The organism is Methylophilus sp. Q8, from assembly GCF_000800115.1.
Taxonomy (GTDB): Bacteria; Pseudomonadota; Gammaproteobacteria; order Burkholderiales; family Methylophilaceae; genus Methylophilus.
Genome location: NZ_JUHE01000001.1, coordinates 349985 through 369057 on the forward strand (window position 1 = coordinate 349985; position 19073 = coordinate 369057).

A 19073-nucleotide genomic window follows, 5' to 3' on the forward strand; every position below is an offset into this window, starting at 1 on the left:
CAGGCAGCCGTAGAAAGCGGCCTGTTGCTATCACCCTGGCCGATTAAATTAACATGCCGCCAGAAGCCTCAATACGCTGTGCATTCACCCAGCGATTGTTCTCCGACAACAGGCTCGCAATCATCGGGCCGATATCATCTGCCACCCCTACGCGGCCCAACGCAGTTTGCGAAGCAATATAGGCGTTGACCTCTTTGTTATCGCGCACCAGACCCTGGCCGAAATCCGTTTCAATCGCACCTGGCGCTACCGTATTCACTGCAATCTGGCGTGCACCCAGCTCTTTGGCCATATAACGCGTCAGTACCTCAATGCCGCCCTTCATCGCCGCATAAGCGCTGTAGCCAGGCAAGCTGAACCGCGCCAGGCCGCTGGAAATATTCACAATGCGGCCGCCATCACGCAATACTGGCAGTAAGGTTTGCGTTAAAAAGAAAGTGGATTTCAGATGGATATTCACCATATCATCAAACATCTGCTCCGTAGTTTCAGCAAATGGCGCATGGATACCCGTCCCTGCATTATTCACCAGGTAATCAAACTGCGTAGCTTGCCACTGTGTTTGCAGGGCCTGCTTCAATTGCGAAGCAAATGCAGCAAATGTTTTCACCTGCGCCACATCCAGCTGTAAAGCCACCGCCTTGCGCCCTAACGCTGTGATTTCATCCACCACTGCTTGTGCCGCGGCCTGTTTGCTTTGGTAGGTCAATACCACGTCTATGCCCTGTTTTGCCATTGCCAGCGCGGTGTTCTTACCCAAACCACGGCTGCCACCTGTAATTAATGCAATCTTGTTTGTCATATGCGTGCTCCTGTGTTGATGAAAGATAGACGCAGTTTATTGATAATCATAAATACGATAAATAAGCATGAAGTGATTATACTGTTCATAATTAATGAACAATTGAAAGAAAATTGCCATGCTGGATAGCACCGAAAGCCTGAAGCGTTTTATGCGCGTTGCCGAACTCGGCAGCTTTACCAAAGCGGCAGATAGTCTGGGACTGCCCAAAGCCAGCATCTCACTGGCAGTGCAGCAACTGGAAAGTAAACTGCACACGCAGCTGTTCCACCGCACCACACGCAAAGTGCAACTGACGCCGGACGGCCACTTGTTTTATGAAAAAAGCAAAGATGTCTTGAGTGAGATCGAAGAATTAGAAACTTTGTTCATCAGCGATGATAGACACATCTCGGGCGTGATCAGGGTCAACCTGTCACAGCCCATGGCGCGACACCTGCTGATTCCCGCATTGCCGGACTTTTTGCAACGTTACCCTAACCTCAATATTGAAATCAGTAGTGAAGACCGCAAAGTAGACCTGGTACGCGAAGGCTACGATTGCGTGGTGAGAACCGGCGAAGTGGCCGAAACCGGCATGATGATGCGCAAAATAGGCGAAATGCAACAAACCAACTTCGTCAGCCCAGGCTATCTGGCCGCTTACGGTGAACCCAGGGCGATCGCAGACCTGCAACAGCACACCTTGATTCATTACCAAACCAGCAGCAACAAACGGTTTGATGCATTTGAATATCAGCTAGAGGGCGAATTACATCGTATCAAAATGCCCAGCCGTATCTGCGTCAACAATACCGACGCCTACCGCGCCGCCTGCGTGGCCGGACTCGGCATCATGCAAGCGCCTAAGTTAGGCGCCATGGAGATGCTTAACAGCGGACTATTAGTCGAAATCCTACCAGCCTGGACCGCACCCAGCATGGCCGTTTCCATGCTGTTCCCGCATCGTCGCAATTTGTCTAAGCGCGTGCGGATTTTCATGGATTGGCTGAGTGACATCGTACAAAGCCAGTTAACACCTCGCTAAGCATTTACCAATATGCAGGCAAAAAAATCCCCTGCGTTTGCCGGAGGAAGGGTGGCAAACCACAGGGGTTAGGAGAACAGGCGCCATCATTTTGGGAAAGTGAGGGATTTACTTTCTGAGGACGTCTGACTACAAGAAAGTGGTTGTGAGCTACTCCAGCTTAAAAGCCACCGGGATAGTAATTTTGAAACTTTTCTTTCTCAGGCTGTCTTTCACGCCCAGCTGTGCAATGGCTTTTTTCACCATGCGCATAGCCTCTTCATCCAGTGGCACATGCTTGCTGCTATCCGCCAGCGACACTTGCACCAACTCGCCACGCACAAACTGGGCGACCACCATGGCCTCACCTTCTAGATGTCGGCGAATAGCGATGGCTGGATATTGTTTGCTCTTACTGACCAGCGCACGTAATTGTTCGCCATAATCGCCCCAGGCATCAGAGTCACTAGCGCTTAATTCATCCGACTCAACATTTGCCTGCGTACTCGGCGCAGACGCACTGGGTTTTGCATCTTTTGCAGCAGAGTCATTCGGGGCATGCTGCGCACTTTCTGCACTTACACTGGGGGCTGCAGGCGCTGGGCTCACAGCTGCAGGTTCCACTTTCGTCGGCGCCGCTTGCTCTGGCACACGATAATCGGCCTCATGATTGCTCGGGGCAGCCAATATCTGTTTAGGCGTTTCTACCGGCGTTTGCGGCTTCACCACTGGCGTTGGCGCCGCTTTGGGCGGCTCAACCGGCGTGGCCGTTTCCGTCACTTGCTGCACACGCGGCGGCAAGGCTTTGATTGAGAAAAACTCAATTTCCAGCCTTTCCGGCATGTTGGGTAACGCAATCTGGCTTAAGCTAGGGTAGACCGCCACTATCAGCAGGTGTAAGCCCAAAGACAGCATAACCGCACGCCACAACAGTGCATCACTCTGCTGTTCAGGATAAATCAGGCTGCTCATGCCTTACTTCCCGGCCTCGGGCGACATGACAAAACTAAACTTGCTAATGCCCGCACGCTGAATGGCCGCCAACACTTTGGCCACCACGCCATATTGCGCATGTTCATCAGCATAAATCTCCACCGCCGGATCATGGCTTTTTTTGAGTACACCCAACTCTGTGGTCAACACCTCCAGCGCCAGTCGCTGTTGGTCGAGAAACACATCACCTGCATCGGTGACACTGATATGTGCTGTTTTAGGCACCGTGATCGCTACCTCGGCACTGGCCTGCGGCAACTTGACCTTCACCGCATTCATGAGCAAAGGTGCGGTGACAATAAATACTGTGAGCAATACCAGCATCACATCCACCAGCGGCGTCACATTGATTTCACTCACCAGTTCTTCGTTTTCACTGTCCCCTAAAATCGCCATGTTATTACCCCTCCGCACCTGACTGCGTCAGCAAAGACTGAAAGCGGCTGGCGACTTGCTCCATATCGGCTCTATGCACCTTTTGCTTGCGCATAAAGTAGTTGTACGCCAACACCGCAGGCACCGCCGTCGCAATACCAATCGCCGTCGCAATCAGCGCCTCGCCGATCGGCCCGGCCACTACATCCAGCCCTGCAGAACCGGTCGCAGTGATGGTACGCAACGCATTCATAATGCCCCACACCGTGCCAAACAAGCCGATAAACGGCGCGGTAGAGCCTATGCTGGCCAATAGTGCCACACCGCCATCCATGCGTTTTTGCTCCAGGTAGGCCTGTTGTTTGAGCGAGAGTAAAATAACCTCCTGACGCTCGTTTCTGCGCAACACTGAGTTCGCCATGACTTCGTTCATCGCACGCATGCCCGCATCACACAAACGCGCAAAGCTGCTATTGCTGTTAGCAATAATTTTGGGCAGTTCGTAAATCGTTTTTACCTGCTGCCACTCGGATAGAAAATTATTCGATGCACTACGGGACTTATACCAGGCCCAGCTTTTCATCAGGATGATGGACCACACCAGCACCGACAGCACGCCCAGTAAGTACAACACGAGATCAACAATATCAGGCACCAAATCCACAGCGAGCTCCATTATCAAAATACATACGAGAAAATAATCTGGATGCTTGTTGCGCTCACAATATTAAAAACGCAAACCAGGAAAAAACCCCGCCAATATCGGGAATTTTTCACATTTACATCCCTTCATATGTTTAATCGCTGGGATCGCCAAAAGCCTGACGTCATTAACAAAACTTTACATTAAAATGATTCATCACATAGTGCCAGCATTGACTGCGACCGGCTGCGGCAAATAAATGAAGTACCACTCACCGTAATAACGCTTGTCATTCAAATGCTGCAACTCACCACGGTAGCCTTTGGTTTTAAACACTGCCTTATCAGACAAACTGTAAACCCCCATGATGCCGCCGCTGGGGGCGGTGACCAGGCCCCAGCCCTCGCGCTGTGTGATGGGATCAAAATAGCCTTTGCGCAAATGCCGGCGCGCAGTCGGGAAGCGGGTATCTTCTTGCAGCGCCTGCAAAGTCGGTGGGAAGATTTTCACTACGCCTGGCGTCTGGTTGTAATAACGGCCAATGGCATCGCGATAGGCCAGGCCCACCTTGATCAGTTCCTGCTCTCTTTCACGCAGCACCTGAGTTTGCCAGCGCATGCTGGCTTGTACCATGACCAGGCCACTGAGCATAATGAGCATAAACATGCCAATCAGCACAAAGCCGGTGGTGAGGGCCTTACCACAGCGCATAGGGCGTACCATCTGCGGCCACCAGCGCAGAACCGCTATGCACATCAAAGACACTACCCTGCTCGTCAATATTGGGCGGCAAGGTAATCACCCAGGTATCCATACGTTCGGTGATCGGATCAGGCGGGATAGCTTTCAGGTATTGGCGCTCAACCAGTTCATCCAGGGTTTCCGGATAGCGGTTTTTATCGCTGTAAAACTTATCAATGGCATCACGCATGGTGAGCAAGTCATGCCGCAAACTGGTCTCTTTCGAGCGCTGCAACATATGCATGAATTTTGGCGTCACAATGGTTAGCAACATGGCCAGAATCGCCAGCACCACCAGCATTTCAATTAGGGTAAACCCACGTTTCATGGCTTTACCACTCACTGTAAGGTTGTTGGTTAATGCCGATAGCGGGCGAACGCGAAGAGACGTCATACACATCCTGCGCCATCTCATCAATTGCACCGTCATAAGCGCGGATACGCCAGGTGCCCGCATTACTTTGTTCGGTGTCTGCTGCAAACGGGTCACGCGGGATACGTCTTAAAAAAAACAGTTTTTTCTTTTTGGGATCCTGCGTATTTTCAACCCCGGTCACCAGGATGGCCAAATTGGCCGGATATCCGCTGCCATCAGCCGTTTTTTTGATCAGGCCCTGATCCACCGCACCTTTGTAGGCATCCAGCGCATCCCGTATTTGCCACAAGGCGCGTTTGAGTTCCCGCTCTTTGTCGCGCTTGGTATTCAGTTGCAACACCGGGCTAGCCGAGGTCACCAGCAAGGCGAGTAATGCCAGCGTGACCAAAAGCTCGATCAGAGTAAAGCCGCGTGATCGTCGGTTTGCAACAAGCATGTTATTGCCCTTGAATAATCATGGTGTTGGGACTGGCTGCAGGGTTGGGAGGTGCCGAGTTGATCAATTGATCGGCAAAATTGGTATCTACTTTCGCGCGGTCAGCTGCGGTATTTTGCGGCATGGCCACTGGGCTGGATGCCATCGCGTCTGAGGCTTGTACTGCTCGTGCACCCGTTGTACCTAACGGGTTTGCCGTGGCTGCAATGCCAGAAGGAATCAGGCTATAGACCGAACTGGCCGGGCTCAGGTTATGCATGATGCGAGGTGTAATCAGCAATACAATTTCATTTTTACGCTTGTCTTCATTATTACTGCTGAAAAACTTGCCAATCAGCGGCAAATTGCCCAGGCCAGGCACTTTACGCCGCGTTTTCTGTTCGTCGTCACGGAATAATCCGGCCAGAATCTGCGTTTCGTTATTGCGCAACTGCAAGGTGGTATTCGCATTGCGGCTGCCGATGGTATACGCCAGCACCCCAGAACTGGTGGTGACCTGGTCGGTGATATTACTCACTTCCATGCCGACTTTGATACTGACCTGGTCTTGCATCTGGATCACCGGCTCGACATCGAGCTTGATACCGACCTCAATATAATTCACATTCTGGCTGACAAAACCCTGCGCACTGGCGACGCTGGTCAGCACCGGGATTTTATCGCCGACATGAATCTTGGCGCGGTCACGGTTCTTGACCCGGATTTTGGGGCTGGCCAGCAAATTGGTATCGGTATCCTGATGCAGCAAATTGAGCACAATAGCGGGATCATTGATCGAAAACACGCCCAGGTTGCCGTTGAAATTACGCAATTCGGTCAGCGTCAGTTTGCCTGCTTGCGGTTGCGTACCGCTGCTGCTACCGGCTGCGTTGCCCTGCACGCCGACGCCAATCTGGGTTGGATACTGGATACCGAGGTTTTCCAGGTTACGGCGGTTGATTTCCATCACCTCAACTTCGAGCATCACCTCGGGTTCATTGAGGTCTTGTGAGGCAATCAGCTTCTCTGCGACTTTAATGCGGTCCATGGTATCGCGCATCACCAGCGTATTGAGCTTTTCATCAATATAGACATCGCTGGCACGCAACACGGTTTTCATCATATTGAGCGCACGTTTGGCGTCCATATGCGTCAGGTAAAAACTGCGCACAAATAATTCTTCATACTGCGCCGCGCGTGCTTGCGGATAAATTAGCAAGGTATTGCTGTTGAGCACTTTCTTGCCTAACTGATGGCTGGTGAGAATCACGTCCAGCGCCTGTTCTATCGGCGTATCACGCAGCAACACATTCACGCGTATGCCTTCGTTGAGTTCCTGGTCAAACGAGAAATTCAAATCTCCGGCCTTGCCTAGATATTCGAAAGCATTTTTAATCGGCGCATTTTTAAGCTCCAGCGTGACTTTCTTTCTCAACGAAGACTGCAAGGGTCGCACCACACTGGTCCGTTCGTTTTTCTTTTGCTCCAGATGCTCGAACAATTGCCGCGCCCCGGCATGCGCGGGCTGCTCGGCCAGGATACTGCGCAAGCCAAACTCGGCACCAGCCAAATCCTCAGCCGCAATCGCTACCTTCACCTGTTCCAGTTGTATCGAATGCTGACGCGCCAGTTGTACTTTTTGCATGCCGTCACTGGCAGCACGGTTGTTAGGTGCAAGCTGTAACACTTGCTGGTAACCCTCAATCGCCGCATCATATTGTTGGGTGAGCAATAAACTATCCGCTTGCTGCAATTGCTTTTGCAGTTTCTTTTCCTGCAACAGGGTCAGCCAGTTTTTATATTGCGGTTGGCGTGGATGCGCATCGACCAAGGGTTGCAACAGTTGAATCGCTTCCTCGTCCTGGCCACGCGCCGCATAGACTCTGGCCTGCTCCAGCGTGGCATCACCATTTTGTTGTGCAGGCAATAGGTTGCTGCAACTGGCTAATAACAGCGGGCAGCCCAACAACCAGGCCCAATGACTATACGTTTGATTCACTTGCTTGTTCAAAATACCACCCCGTTATCCAGCCTGATTTCAAAGCGCTTGGCCGCATGTTGCAGCACGATTTTTTGTTGGTCGAGCAGGCTCACCTGCCACCCATCGGCAAAATGGTCGCCTGCATGTACGACGTATTGTTGCTGGCCATCGGTTAAAAACACGGTCCAGCGCCCGTCTTCCTGCAATCGACCAGCATAGGTATAAGGATTCACTGCCTCTGGAACGACAGGCACCGCGGTGTCGGCTGCCGACATTTCTAGCACGGCAAACAGGTTAATCGCGCTATCATCGGCGCCTGCACTCATGTTTGCAGGCGCTGAGATGCTTTGCGGTAAGGCCGTATTAGGCAAAGGCAAAACCTGCGCCAAGCTCACGCGACGCGAAGGGGCTTGTTTCACAGCAGCAACCGGCGTCTGCTCGGTTTGCTCTACCCACCAGCATGCCAGCAAGGTGCAAGCCAGTGCCACCCATACTATTCCACGTCGCATCATGTCTGCCCTCGCTTGCGCGTGTACAAACTAAACTCCACATAGGCCTCGAGGTCGGGCTGCAACACATCACTGCGTTGTAATTTAAACTGGCTTAAGGCCAGGCTAGGATAGGTCTGCAACACCTGCTGCAAAAAATGCCGTACCTGCAAATAATCCCCTTTGAGTGGCAACTTGATGCGCTGCACCTGCAAACTCGAATGCTCAACGGCTAAAGACTGAAATTCTGCGCGCTCAAACAACATGCCCATGGCATCCGCCGTCGCCAGTATCTCGGCACTGATACGGTCAGCTTCGTCTTCACTGGGCCAGCTTTGCAACACATTCACGACGTGAGGCTTGGCCTCAGTGACAGGCGATGTCGGCTTGGTGAATGCAGGTAATTGTTGCAATACATGTTGCAAGGTATGACCGCGCCACCAAGCATGCGCCACCAGCCCGGACAGCAAAATGGCTACTAACAGCATGACTGCCAGCCAGCGATGTGCCCGCAGCGTTTGCTGGCAGACAAAGCACACACGTTGCATAAAGTGACTTAGAACTGCCATCCAGCCTCCACATGCAAGGTCGTCATGCGCAAACCGTTCACCTCGGTCGCTTCGCTGGCCTTCAGTTTCACATCCACCAAAGCAGGCTGTTTTTTCAGCCGCTCTACCAGCGCCCAGCCTTGCTGACGCTGTTGTGCCAGCACCGTCATGCGTATCTGTTTACGCTTGGCATCGGGGGAGAGTTGCAGCCAGTACAAGTGGGCTTGCTGGGCATGTTCAAGATCACCCAACAAAGCTAACCACGGCGTGACTATCTGTAACTGCGCCTCGGCCATGTCAGCCGCCAAGGCCTGATTCACGACAGGCGGTTTATTGCCGGCCTGCTGACTGGCGGTCAAGGCCAATTGGCGCGCTTGCCATTGCTGCTGCAGGGCAATATTTTCCTCGGTAATCTGATGATAAACAGCGGCCAGCCATACCAGGCTAGCGAGTAATATCAGGCCAATCACCGTGGCCGCAGGCCCAGGCAAGCGACCGGGCGCATGATTTAAGCGCACGTGCATTAAGCCACCCTTCTTTCGGCTACCTGTCGAGACGGCTTATCCAAGCCATGGGAAGGCTGCACATCCACCACCTGAAACGGCTGCATGGACTGGCGTGTAACGCCGCTAGATTCTGCCTGTGACAAAAAGATTGGCAAAGCGGCCCGTTCGGGATGTATGACCTGCTCGCGCGACAATAACTGCATCAAGGTCAGTCGCCATTGTTCATCAACAGGTAGCTGGCGAATCTGTAGCCAGTCCCCCTGCATCAGGCATGCCACCGTTAAGTGGCTGGACTCTCGGCAGACAATCCAGCCATTGGCCGAAAAGCCTTGCTGGCGCATGGTATGTAAAGCCTGGTTGGCTGCCAGCGCCCACGCGGGAGTGATGATGCCTGGCGGCAATCGATGCTTGGCCAGCGCCGCCTGTAACTTTTCCAGTAGTGCAGCAGGCAGTGCATTCAGCAAGGTATGCTGGCCATAAGCACCCGGCTGCGCCCGAATTTGCCAATCTTGCCCATCGCTGGTAAAGGCCTGCTGCAAGCCGTGGAGGTAATAAGCCGCTTTATCCGCCTGGGTGCGTACCTCAGCCTGCCACGGCAATACCAGCCAGCGCGCATACTGATTGGAAAGCACCACGACCACATGCCAACGTTGGCCTGCTAAGGGTGCCAAGACGTCATGCAAGGTCTGCCACAACGCCTTTGGCGGTAATATATCCTGCGTACTGCCAGGCAAAGTATGACGTTGATGGCCGATCATCTGCGGACGCCTGCCCGGCAACCACGCACGTTGAAACTGGAATACTTCTAGCGCATCACAAGTAATGACTAGGCGCAATTCCGGCGCAGTCAGCGCCTGCCACCAGCGACGGCTGTCGGCCACGCGGCAATCTACACCAGGATCAGGAAAGCGCTGTAACACGGTTAATCTCCTGCAAAGTCGTTTCGCCCGTAGCCACCAGTGCCAGGCCCGCATCACGCATGGCACGTGTACCGGTCGTGGCGGCTAATGCCTTAATTTGGCTGATGGGTGCTTTAGATACAATGAGTTCACGCATGCGGTCATCAAACAGCAATAACTCAGCAATGCCTTTGCGGCCCTTGTAACCGCTACCGTGGCATTGACCACAGCCTTGGCCTTTTTTAAACTGGTAGTGTTGGGTCGTTTCTACACTCAGGCCGGACTTCACTAGCAATGCGGCATCTGGCATATCATCCACTTTGCAAAACGGGCAAATCACCCGCACCAGCCGCTGCGCCAGGATCACGTTGACTGCCGACACAAAACTATAGGCGTCGACGCCCATATTGGTGAAACGGCCGATCACGTCAAATACGTTATTGGCGTGCACGGTGGTGAGCACCAAATGCCCGGTCAGCGCGGACTGCACGGCAATTTGTGCAGTTTCGCCATCGCGGATTTCGCCCACCATAATTTTGTCGGGGTCATGGCGCAAAATGGAGCGCAAGCCACGTGCAAACGTCAGGCCTTTTTTCTCATTGACAGGGATTTGCAGCACGCCAGGCAGTTGATATTCAACCGGGTCTTCAATAGTGATAATTTTGTCCTGGCCCTGGTTGATCTCGGAAATCATGCCGTAGAGGGTGGTGGTTTTGCCGCTACCAGTGGGCCCGGTCACCAGCAACATGCCATAAGGCGCTTCGGCCTGCGCCCGGATTTGCGCCAACAAAGCGGGCGCGAAGCCCAGCACTTCGAGGCTGATGCCTTGCGCTTCACTGAGCGCTTTACGGTCCAGCACGCGTAGCACGGCATCCTCACCCACCACACTGGGCATGATAGAGACACGCAAATCTATTTCACGGCCCAAAGCATGCACTTTGCAGCGGCCATCTTGCGGAATACGTCGCTCGGCAATATCCAGTTCAGACATGACCTTGATACGCGACACCGCCTGCTCGGCCTGCATGACGCCACTGAGGCCACCTGCCTCTGTCAGCACGCCATCGATGCGGTATTTGACACGCAAGCCTTGCAGGGTAGATTCAAGGTGAATATCACTGGCCCCGGCCTTGAGGGCATCGTATAAGGTCGAGCGTACAAAACGCACCACCGGACTGCTGTCTTCGCTAATGGACTTCAGCGACAACTCTTCTACCGGCGTTTCCTCTTCGTTGCTGAGGCTGTCACTGGCATGTACCTGATCCATCGCGCGCATTTGCGTTTCATGAAATTGCAGGCAAGCGGCGATATCGTTACGATGCGCCAGGCACCACTGTACCGGCACGCGCACCATGCTCTGCAAGCGTAATTGCAGTGGCTCGTCAAACGGGTCGGCCAGCACTAGGTATAACGATTGATCTGGGTACAGCGACTGGTCGGATTTTTGCATTAATACCGCATGCAAAGTGCTGGCATCATTAAAGCGCAACAGGTCAAACATGGGCTGCATGGCATGCAAGTCTAGTGCGGTCAGCGTCGGGTAATGCATGCACTGCCCTAATGCCAGCACAAACACATCTGGCGTCAGGCCAGACAGCTCCTCCAACACCTCCATGAATGGGCGGCCGGTTTGCTGGGACAACTGGCGTGCCTGCGGCAATAACCCGGCATCTAACGGGGGGACATGCCCAGTCAGTGGTAAATCCTGCATATTCATGCGATGGCATTCCTCATTCTATGGCGCCCGCCAGTTCAAAAATCGGCATATACATCAACACCACCACCAAACCTACAATCAAGCCGATCAGCACCATCAGTGCGGGCTCCAATAACTTGCTCAACCACTCCACACGGCGCGCCGTTTCTTCGTCGTAAAACACGCCTATACGTCCTAACATCTCATCGAGTTGTCCACTACGCTCGCCCACGCGTAGCATGCGGTTGGCAATGGAGGTCGTGAGGCCATGCGACTCCATGGCACCTGACAAGGCCTTGCCTTCACGTACTTCAGTAATCACGCGTTGCAAGGCCAGTTGCAACTCTTGCGGCAACAAAGATTGCACCATACCCAGTGCCGTCAGCAAGGGAATTCCTCCCTGTAACAGCATCCCCAGCGTGCGGTAAAAACGCGCCAGCTGGTAAATACGCAAAGCCTCACCCAAGCTGGGGATTTGCCACACGCGTTGCATCAACCAGGCCTTGCTGGCCGGGCGCGAAAACACCAGCCACAGCGATGCCGCCATAGCCAGGGTTGCCAGTAGCACCCACTCGCCATGCCCTTGCAACAATTGCCCCCAGCGCAACAGTATTTGGCTGGCCCAGGGCAAATTGTCGCCGCCACTTTCATAAATCGTGCTGAAACGTGGCACCACATAACCGAGCAAAAACAGCACCACCAGGCCGCCAACGACAATCAGCAATACCGGGTAGATTGAGGCCGCAATAATTTTCTTGCGAATCGCCTCTACCTGCGTCTGGTAAGCCACATGCCGCCGCAACGCCTGCACCATATCGCCCGTACGTTCACTGGCCCGAATCAGCGCGATATATAACTGGCTGAATACCGAAGGCTGCAAGGCCAGTGCCTGAGACAAAGGCAAGCCTTCAAACAGGCTGGTGCGTAATTGGGTTAACACGGCACGTGCGTGGTCTTGTTGCTCCTTCTCGGCCAGGCCCTCAATGGCTTCAATCAGGCTCAGTCCGGATTCAAGCAGTGTCAGCAACTCCTGGCTAAACAGGCTGAGATTAAAGGTGTGCGTTTTGAGCGGCCATTGCGGCCAGCCTGATACCCGCGCAGACCGCACCTGTAACACACCATAGCCTTGTGCCTGCGCCTGTAGCAGCGCAGCCTGGCGATCCGTGGCATCCAGCGATAACCAACTCACCTGCGCCCCCTGCAACACTTTTAACTCAAACTTCATGATGGCTGACGTTTAAGCGCTACCAGTTACCGACATCGCTATCAGCATCCTGGCCACCAGCGGCGCCATCACTGCCCAGCGTCCACACGTCATAGTCGCCATGCTCGCCGGGGTAACGATACAGATACTGCCTGCCCCACGGGTCGGCGGGTACACCTTTGGCCAGGTATGGGCCTTGCCATTTGGTCTCGCCATCCGGCTGGCGATTGAGTGCCGCCAGGCCTTGCTCAGTCGCTGGATAATGACCAGTATCCAGCCGATAGGTATCCAGCGCGCGCGATAATGCCTCAATTTGTGCCTTGGCCGTTTTGGTTTCTGATTTGCCAATCTGGGCAAAATACTTGGGGCCGACATAGCCCGCCAGCAAGCCGATAATCACCATCACTACCAGCAACTCCAACAAGGTAAACCCTGCCTGCTTAAATTTCGCCATTTTCATCGTCGTCACTTTCTAAAATTAACCTTGCGAAAAGATAGAGGTCTTTTAATCCAGGCTTGCACCTGCTGGCAACAATCCGGGCAGCACGACTTCAAATGCTTTTTGTCCGTTTTGACCCGTGGTACGCAAACGAATCGCCCCTTCTTTCTCATCTGGCTCTTTGCTATCGCAATGGCTTTTGATATACAACATGGACGTCATTTTGCGTGTCGAACCATCCTGGTCAGCAAAACTCACATCCGTGGTGAAGTCCACCCAACCATCGTGATAGGGCGCAGTGTTCAAATCTGGTAAACCAGGTTGCTTGACTGATGTCATGCTGCGTCCAACTCGGTATAACGCTTCTGGCATACCGTAGCTGGCAGTAGGATTTGGATTCATAAAATAGGCCACAGACACGGGGCGGCCAGAAAAACCACCACGCAAAATGTCATTAATTTCCCACTGTTCGCCATGACTTAACTTGGGCTCTTTCATTAATATATGTGTGCCAAAAATGCATTCTTTGGTGTCTTTATTCCACCAGATCGTATCGGTCAGCGTAGCGAACTCCTCACTATCGTTGCCTTCAGGTGCCGGTGGCGCGATCCCACGCGAAATCATGCCCACCATATTAAAACCGGCCAGCGGCGCATTCATTGGACTAGCCAGCAACAGGTCATTAACTACCGCACATGCGGTATTCTTTTTCTGTGCCATCTCTGGCGCAGCGCTTTCTTTCAAGCCAAACTCCCCCGTGGTATTACATGCCACATAAGCAGAGCGCTTGTTAGGCTGTAAATCAACAAACTCAGCCTGGCAAATCAAAGAAAAACACAATCCTAACAATGGTATTAATTTAAAACGCTTTGTTTTTAACACTTCATCGCTCCCATAAAGTCGGGGGGATTGCCAGCGGCAACAACACCGCTGGCAATTTTTTACATGCTTAACAAACTAATGAATACTGAAATTAGAAGTTTGCGTTAGCACTACTACGAGTCACACCATTGGTGACCACAGTGACCCATGGCTGGGACTCTTGGCCAGTCTGGCGAATACGCACGGTGTTGTTGGTTGTTGGGAAAGCAGTTGCTTCAGCACCTGATCCGCAACCTGCTTGAACATACAAGAATGGACTATCTTTTGCTGTTGTACCGTCTTCATCCACGCCACCGGTCACATCTACAGTAAAGTCCACCCAGTTGGTACGAATCTCAGCAGTTTGTTGTGCTGCTGTTGGTGTGCCTGGGCTAACCAATGTTTGACCAACACCATTAATTTCTGTACCTGAGGCAGGTGCAGGGCTGTCTACCGGACGACGCACATACCCAGTATTCAAGACTGTCGCTGCATCAAAATCGTCACCTTGAATTTGAACTGAAGTAAATGAACGCCCCATTCTAAATACTGGAGAATCAGTATTTGCTGAGTGATAATAGCCTGCGCTCACATCCGTGGTGCCGCTAAAACCACCCAATACGTAATCGTTGACTTCCAGGCGCTGACTACCAGACAACTGCGGGTTGTAATCGAAAGTGCCTGTAGTTGCCATCACAAAGCGCTTTTCAAACACGCACTCTGTTGCAGCGGAGTTTCGATAAACCCGTTGACGCATGGTGGCCAAAGTTTCGCCGTTTGCGGTAATGGTTACACTTTGCTTCGCTGTTGACAGCGTCACACTAGTGAAACCAGAAACTGGAGTACCCGGATTATTGCCGCCCGATGGAAATACTGCGCAGATATTATTGGCACCAGTTGTTGGGGCTGTGTAATTCTGGCTGCCATACAAACCTGTGGTATTGCATTCACGCCAACCTGTTGTACCGGCTGCCTGATTTGTTCCCGCAGTCACCGTGAAGCCTGCAGCAGGCAAGCTTTCCAACCCTGTTGCAAATGCATTAGCGGATAAGCCAAATGCAGTCATCAAGGCCAACTTTAGTAATTGATTTCTCATTACATGCTCCTAATAAAAAGGTTAAAATGAGCAGGCATTTGTGGCTGCCTGCGTACTGCTTCACCAATTCACCACACTCTGTTAGCGCCTTGTGAGTTCTAATCTGAATGCGGTTGAATACTGATGGCTTTAGGCATTCCAGTTCACAAATGCCCCCTCCATAAAAATCATTCGGCTAACTCTCCATCAACTCTACTTGCCCACATCAAAGTCATAAGTCAGGGTAAAAAATGCCGATCTCGGTGCTCCGGGAGCCAAAAAGGTACTGGCTAACCAATCGTTGCTGTTGTAATTGAAACCACCAGGACCAATCGCACCGTTGATAGATGGCGAGAATGGGTTAATGCCTAACCGGCCCGCGCTGTAGTATTCGCGATCAAAAAGGTTGTTAATCATCAAACCAGCTGTCCAGCTCTTGTTTAGTTTGTAACTGGTCTTGAGGTTCCAAACTGCATAGCCTGGCACCTTGCCTGGATAGCGAAAATTAGGGCTTTCTATTTTGGTCGCGCAAGTGTCATTCCCGTACTGAATGCCATCAATCACGGTCGGTGCAGTACAGCTTAGGTAACGAGAGTTAGCAGCACCTGCTTGATGCTTGTTGTTCTCGTTACCGCGCACAAAACTTTCTGAATGCAGTATCCCTGTCAGGCTCACGGTCCAGTATGGGGTGATGTCGTAACTAACCGTGGCATTGAGGTTATGCAGTGGTACACCTGGAATACGATTACCAGGAGAAACTGTAATTTGCTCATAGCCGTTTCCGCGTCCAGAAACGTTCCCAGCACTACTATTGTTGGGGCTCGCCATCATAAAACGCTCTTGAAATGTCGCATCAGTCAAAGAGTAGTTAACTCGGAAACCCCAATTGTCAGCCCTACCTTGTAAACCGAGCTCAATGCCGCGACGACGTGTGTCGCCAATGTTCTGGAAAAAGCTTCGGTCAGCGGTAAAGGACACAAAGTAAATATCGTCAGTCAGGTCAGTTTGATAGGCAGTGGCATTCCACTGTATGGTTGGAGTCAAATAACCCCGACCACCAAATTCAACCGTTTCAGAACGCACTTGTTTTAAATAAGGGTCACCAGAGAGGGTGCTAGGCAAACTGCAGAATCGGCGCTCGGCCAGAGAACGCGGGCCAACAAAGATAAGTTCTCCGGTAACAGGATCTTTGTCATACACAGGGGTATCATCAAATGCGCATCCCAACTCAATCACACTAGGTGTACGTGCGCCCCGGTTCCAGTTACCATATAAATTGAGTGACTCTGTAGGCTGCCATGTGGCGCCTAAACTAGGATTGAACGAACGGTAAGTAAACTTCTCAATCTCGCCTTTGCCAAGGACACCTTGACCCAAGGCCCGCTCTGGGCTGAATGGCAAAAGAGTACCCGCTGGACACTCCTCCAACTCCAGGGTGCCATTACCATTGCTATCTGGGCACACTACAGTGTTCTGATAGAAATTTTTAAATGCCGTCGGGCCCAGTAAACCTAAAATATTATTAGTTGCAAGCTCATTTTTGATATTGGTGTAATTAAAGCGCCCTGCTGCGGTAAAAGCCCATTCTTTTTTTGGTGTCCAGGTTTCACTGAAATACACGCTCTTTGTCGTGCTATTACCAGCAAAGTTATTTAAATCAATGCGATGGTCAGAAGCATAAAATTCATAGCCCACTTGACTCGGATCAAGATATGCTCTGCGTTTACTATCAAACAACCCTACATACTGACCACTCTCATAAGTGGCATCAGCAGCATCAATCGACGCCCCCATCATAAACTTATGATTTTCCAGGTTCCAGTTCAGTTGAAGTGACGCTCCATCTGTGGTCTGATCTATCTCGGTTTGAGTAATCAGTGCGGTCGGCGTCCCCTCGATATATCCAGCACATTTTCCATTTCGAGGATCAGCTGGCGTATAGGAACAGTCTGCCCCGTTGCGATCTATTGGAATACCAACAGCATCGGTCACAAGCAGCCCTAATGGTTTGCCTAGACCAGGATTACTACCTGAAAACAACCTAATCAAAGATGCACCGGTGACTGGATCACGTGCATCGATAGAATAAGATGAACCAGCAACTAAGAATCCATTGGCATCCTTATATTGATAAGTGAGATCATCAGGATTAAAAAACTGACCCGGCAAACTTCCACGCCCGTCATCAGCTAAACCTCTACCTGCCCAAACTTTTAGCGCATATTGGTAAAACTCCGGACTGAATGCTGGTGCCGTAGTTAGGTTCTGCGGATTCAGCGTCCAAAGCGGACTGCCATTCGAATCGACTGATTGCCCAGTCACTGCTGTGCTAGCGACATTTGAACCAATAGCAAGCTTACTTAAGTCATACCCGGATGGAGAGGAGGCGTCATAGGCTGAGAATGCCGAATTCAACAAAACGTTTCCATTCGAATCAACTCCGAAATATTCTGGCTCTCCATTAATATCTAACATCGCCTTAATAAATCCACCACTGCCATCTGGTACTGAGGTTGCAGCCACATTCTCAATAGCTACGCCATTTGCTGGCTCAATATCCGGCAACCCATCACCATTAAAGTCAGGTGAACCATTGGCCAGTTGCTCACCAGCCACTGGTCTTCTTGTTGCACTACCACCAAAGTTCTGGTTTACATCACCATTGCTCGCATTTCTGCGGCTCTTACGTCTGTAAACTTGGCCAGTGATATTGAAAGTGTCGCTCACATCCCAAATGCCATTAAGCTGAAATTGCAATAAGCGGTTTTTGGTTTCGTCCGGACTGGTAAAAATCTGGCTGCCATCCTGCTTAGCCATTTCAGTGGGCAGCAAACCGTTACCGATGAGTTTGTTGCCTGCGTAGAGCATACTTAGGCCAAGCTGCACACTGTCGTTACGCCATTCAGCCTTACCAAAAATTTGGTTTACCTCGCTGGGCGAATTCACCCGCCAGCCATCTTCCCTGAAAATATTGGCCGCAGCAAAACCGGCAATAACACCGTTATTGCCTCCCACAGAACCTTGAAACTGGTTGCGCTTGAAGGAGCCACCGAGGTACTCCACCGAGCCTTCGCTGCTATCAAAACCACTTTTGGTTTTCATGCTGATAGCGCCACCCAAGGTGCCCAAACCAAATAGCGGATTGGATCCGGGGAATACGTCTAGACTGTTTAAGGCATTCATGGGAATCATGTCCCAGTTCACCACATCGCCAAACGGTTCGTTGACGCGTATGCCATCGAGAAACACGCTTAAGCCTTGGGAAGTGCCTAACTGCGGGCTGGCGGTAAAGCCACGATAGGTGACGTCCATCTGGAAAGGGTTGCTTTGGTAGTCGTTAACGTTCACTGACTGTAGCTTGCTGTTCATTAAGTCAGTCAAACTCACCGCTTTGGATTCTTTGATCTCTTTGGCGGTAATGCTTTGCACGTTGCCAGGAATTTCTTCTTTGGTGAGTGCCAAACCTCGCAAAGGGCCAATGTCGTAGCTACGCTTGGCGCGGACTTCGACTTTGTCGAGTTGAATGTCCTTTTTGTCTTGTTTCGGTGGCTTTTGAATAAAGATATTATTGCCTTCCACCTTAGGTTCGAGACCGCTTTCACTCAGCACACGCAACAAAGCCTCTTTACGCGTCATGCGGCCACGCACTTCGGGTGCAGTTTTGCCGGAAACGACGTCATTGGGGAATGAAATATTCATGCCCGTGGCTTTGCCCAGATCGTGCAATGAGTTGGCTAATGGCTGTGCCGGAATATCCAGGTTCACTGGCACACCAAAGACCTCCTCTTGCTGCCTGGGCAATTGCGTATTTAATGCTTCTGCCCACACCAGTTGCGTTGCCATCAAGCTCAAGGCAGTCAACGCAGTGTGGATTCCTCTTCTATTTATTTTCTTATATGTCTTCACAGATTTCTCCTGTCTAAGACTCATCTGTGAGCACAGCAAAAACCTGATGTTGTTAACCTAACTTTACATTTAAAACTAAAAGCGGTTTGCAAAGAAAATGTAATCGCTGAGATCAATAA

The 19073-nt window shown here is 51.6% G+C and carries 19 protein-coding genes; 1 reads left to right on the top strand and 18 read right to left on the bottom strand.

Going from position 1 to position 19073, the window contains the following annotated elements:
• Positions 1-43: 43 nt before the first annotated feature.
• The gene (locus GQ52_RS01805) at positions 44-802 is read right to left on the bottom strand and encodes an SDR family NAD(P)-dependent oxidoreductase (protein ID WP_047514608.1); all 759 of its coding nucleotides are present in this window, start codon (positions 800-802) and stop codon (positions 44-46) included.
• A gap of 118 nt (positions 803-920) precedes the next feature.
• Between GQ52_RS01805 and GQ52_RS01810 the strand changes: the two genes are divergently transcribed.
• Positions 921-1829: a LysR family transcriptional regulator gene (locus GQ52_RS01810; protein WP_047514610.1), complete on the top strand. Its 909-nt coding sequence runs from the start codon at positions 921-923 to the stop codon at positions 1827-1829.
• A gap of 150 nt (positions 1830-1979) precedes the next feature.
• Here GQ52_RS01810 and GQ52_RS01815 read toward each other — a convergent pair whose 3' ends face one another.
• The 17 genes from GQ52_RS01815 to GQ52_RS01895 all read right to left on the bottom strand — a co-directional run bounded on the left by GQ52_RS01815 (position 1980) and on the right by GQ52_RS01895 (position 18954).
• Complete coding sequence (locus tag GQ52_RS01815) at positions 1980-2780, bottom strand: TonB family protein (RefSeq protein ID WP_047514613.1); 801 nt, start codon at positions 2778-2780, stop codon at positions 1980-1982.
• Between the two features lie 3 nt (positions 2781-2783).
• Entirely contained in the window at positions 2784-3197 is a 414-nt protein-coding gene (locus tag GQ52_RS01820) for a biopolymer transporter ExbD (RefSeq protein ID WP_024929551.1), read from the bottom strand.
• A gap of 4 nt (positions 3198-3201) precedes the next feature.
• Positions 3202-3840 (bottom strand): MotA/TolQ/ExbB proton channel family protein, encoded by a 639-nt coding sequence (locus tag GQ52_RS01825; protein WP_304413259.1) that lies wholly within the window; start codon positions 3838-3840, stop codon positions 3202-3204.
• A 195-nt stretch (positions 3841-4035) separates the two neighbouring features.
• Positions 4036-4530 (bottom strand): type II secretion system protein, encoded by a 495-nt coding sequence (locus GQ52_RS01830; RefSeq protein WP_047514619.1) that lies wholly within the window; start codon positions 4528-4530, stop codon positions 4036-4038.
• Complete coding sequence (locus GQ52_RS01835) at positions 4517-4903, bottom strand: type II secretion system protein (protein WP_019881525.1); 387 nt, start codon at positions 4901-4903, stop codon at positions 4517-4519. Before GQ52_RS01835 ends, GQ52_RS01830 begins: the two co-directional genes overlap by 14 nt.
• Positions 4893-5372, bottom strand: a complete 480-nt coding sequence (locus tag GQ52_RS01840) for a type II secretion system protein (protein ID WP_047514622.1) — start codon at positions 5370-5372, stop codon at positions 4893-4895. The genes GQ52_RS01835 and GQ52_RS01840 overlap by 11 nt, the downstream gene beginning before the upstream one ends.
• Position 5373: 1 nt before the next feature.
• Positions 5374-7362 carry a tetratricopeptide repeat protein gene (locus GQ52_RS01845; RefSeq protein ID WP_052178996.1) on the bottom strand — a complete coding sequence of 663 codons (1989 nt, stop codon included), beginning with the start codon at positions 7360-7362 and terminating at the stop codon, positions 5374-5376.
• Positions 7359-7841: a hypothetical protein gene (locus GQ52_RS01850; RefSeq protein ID WP_235272914.1), complete on the bottom strand. Its 483-nt coding sequence runs from the start codon at positions 7839-7841 to the stop codon at positions 7359-7361. The genes GQ52_RS01845 and GQ52_RS01850 overlap by 4 nt, the downstream gene beginning before the upstream one ends.
• Complete coding sequence (locus tag GQ52_RS01855; protein ID WP_235272916.1) at positions 7841-8389, bottom strand: hypothetical protein; 549 nt, start codon at positions 8387-8389, stop codon at positions 7841-7843. Before GQ52_RS01855 ends, GQ52_RS01850 begins: the two co-directional genes overlap by 1 nt.
• A complete protein-coding gene (locus GQ52_RS01860; RefSeq protein WP_047514630.1) occupies positions 8377-8892 on the bottom strand; it encodes a hypothetical protein in 516 nt (171 codons plus the stop codon). Before GQ52_RS01860 ends, GQ52_RS01855 begins: the two co-directional genes overlap by 13 nt.
• Entirely contained in the window at positions 8892-9794 is a 903-nt protein-coding gene (locus tag GQ52_RS01865) for a hypothetical protein (RefSeq protein WP_047514632.1), read from the bottom strand. Before GQ52_RS01865 ends, GQ52_RS01860 begins: the two co-directional genes overlap by 1 nt.
• Positions 9775-11490, bottom strand: coding sequence for a GspE/PulE family protein (locus tag GQ52_RS01870; RefSeq protein WP_047514635.1), 1716 nt, complete (start codon positions 11488-11490; stop codon positions 9775-9777). Before GQ52_RS01870 ends, GQ52_RS01865 begins: the two co-directional genes overlap by 20 nt.
• A gap of 13 nt (positions 11491-11503) precedes the next feature.
• A complete protein-coding gene (locus GQ52_RS01875) occupies positions 11504-12694 on the bottom strand; it encodes a type II secretion system F family protein (RefSeq protein ID WP_047514637.1) in 1191 nt (396 codons plus the stop codon).
• 19 nt (positions 12695-12713) lie between these two features.
• On the bottom strand, positions 12714-13133 hold the full coding sequence (gspG, locus tag GQ52_RS01880) for a type II secretion system major pseudopilin GspG (RefSeq protein WP_047514640.1): 420 nt from the start codon (positions 13131-13133) through the stop codon (positions 12714-12716).
• A gap of 45 nt (positions 13134-13178) precedes the next feature.
• The gene (locus GQ52_RS01885; protein WP_152604409.1) at positions 13179-13994 is read right to left on the bottom strand and encodes a hypothetical protein; all 816 of its coding nucleotides are present in this window, start codon (positions 13992-13994) and stop codon (positions 13179-13181) included.
• Between the two features lie 91 nt (positions 13995-14085).
• Complete coding sequence (locus GQ52_RS13735; RefSeq protein ID WP_052178999.1) at positions 14086-15069, bottom strand: hypothetical protein; 984 nt, start codon at positions 15067-15069, stop codon at positions 14086-14088.
• Positions 15070-15261: 192 nt separating this feature from the next.
• Complete coding sequence (locus tag GQ52_RS01895) at positions 15262-18954, bottom strand: TonB-dependent receptor domain-containing protein (protein ID WP_047514646.1); 3693 nt, start codon at positions 18952-18954, stop codon at positions 15262-15264.
• Positions 18955-19073: the final 119 nt, after the last annotated feature.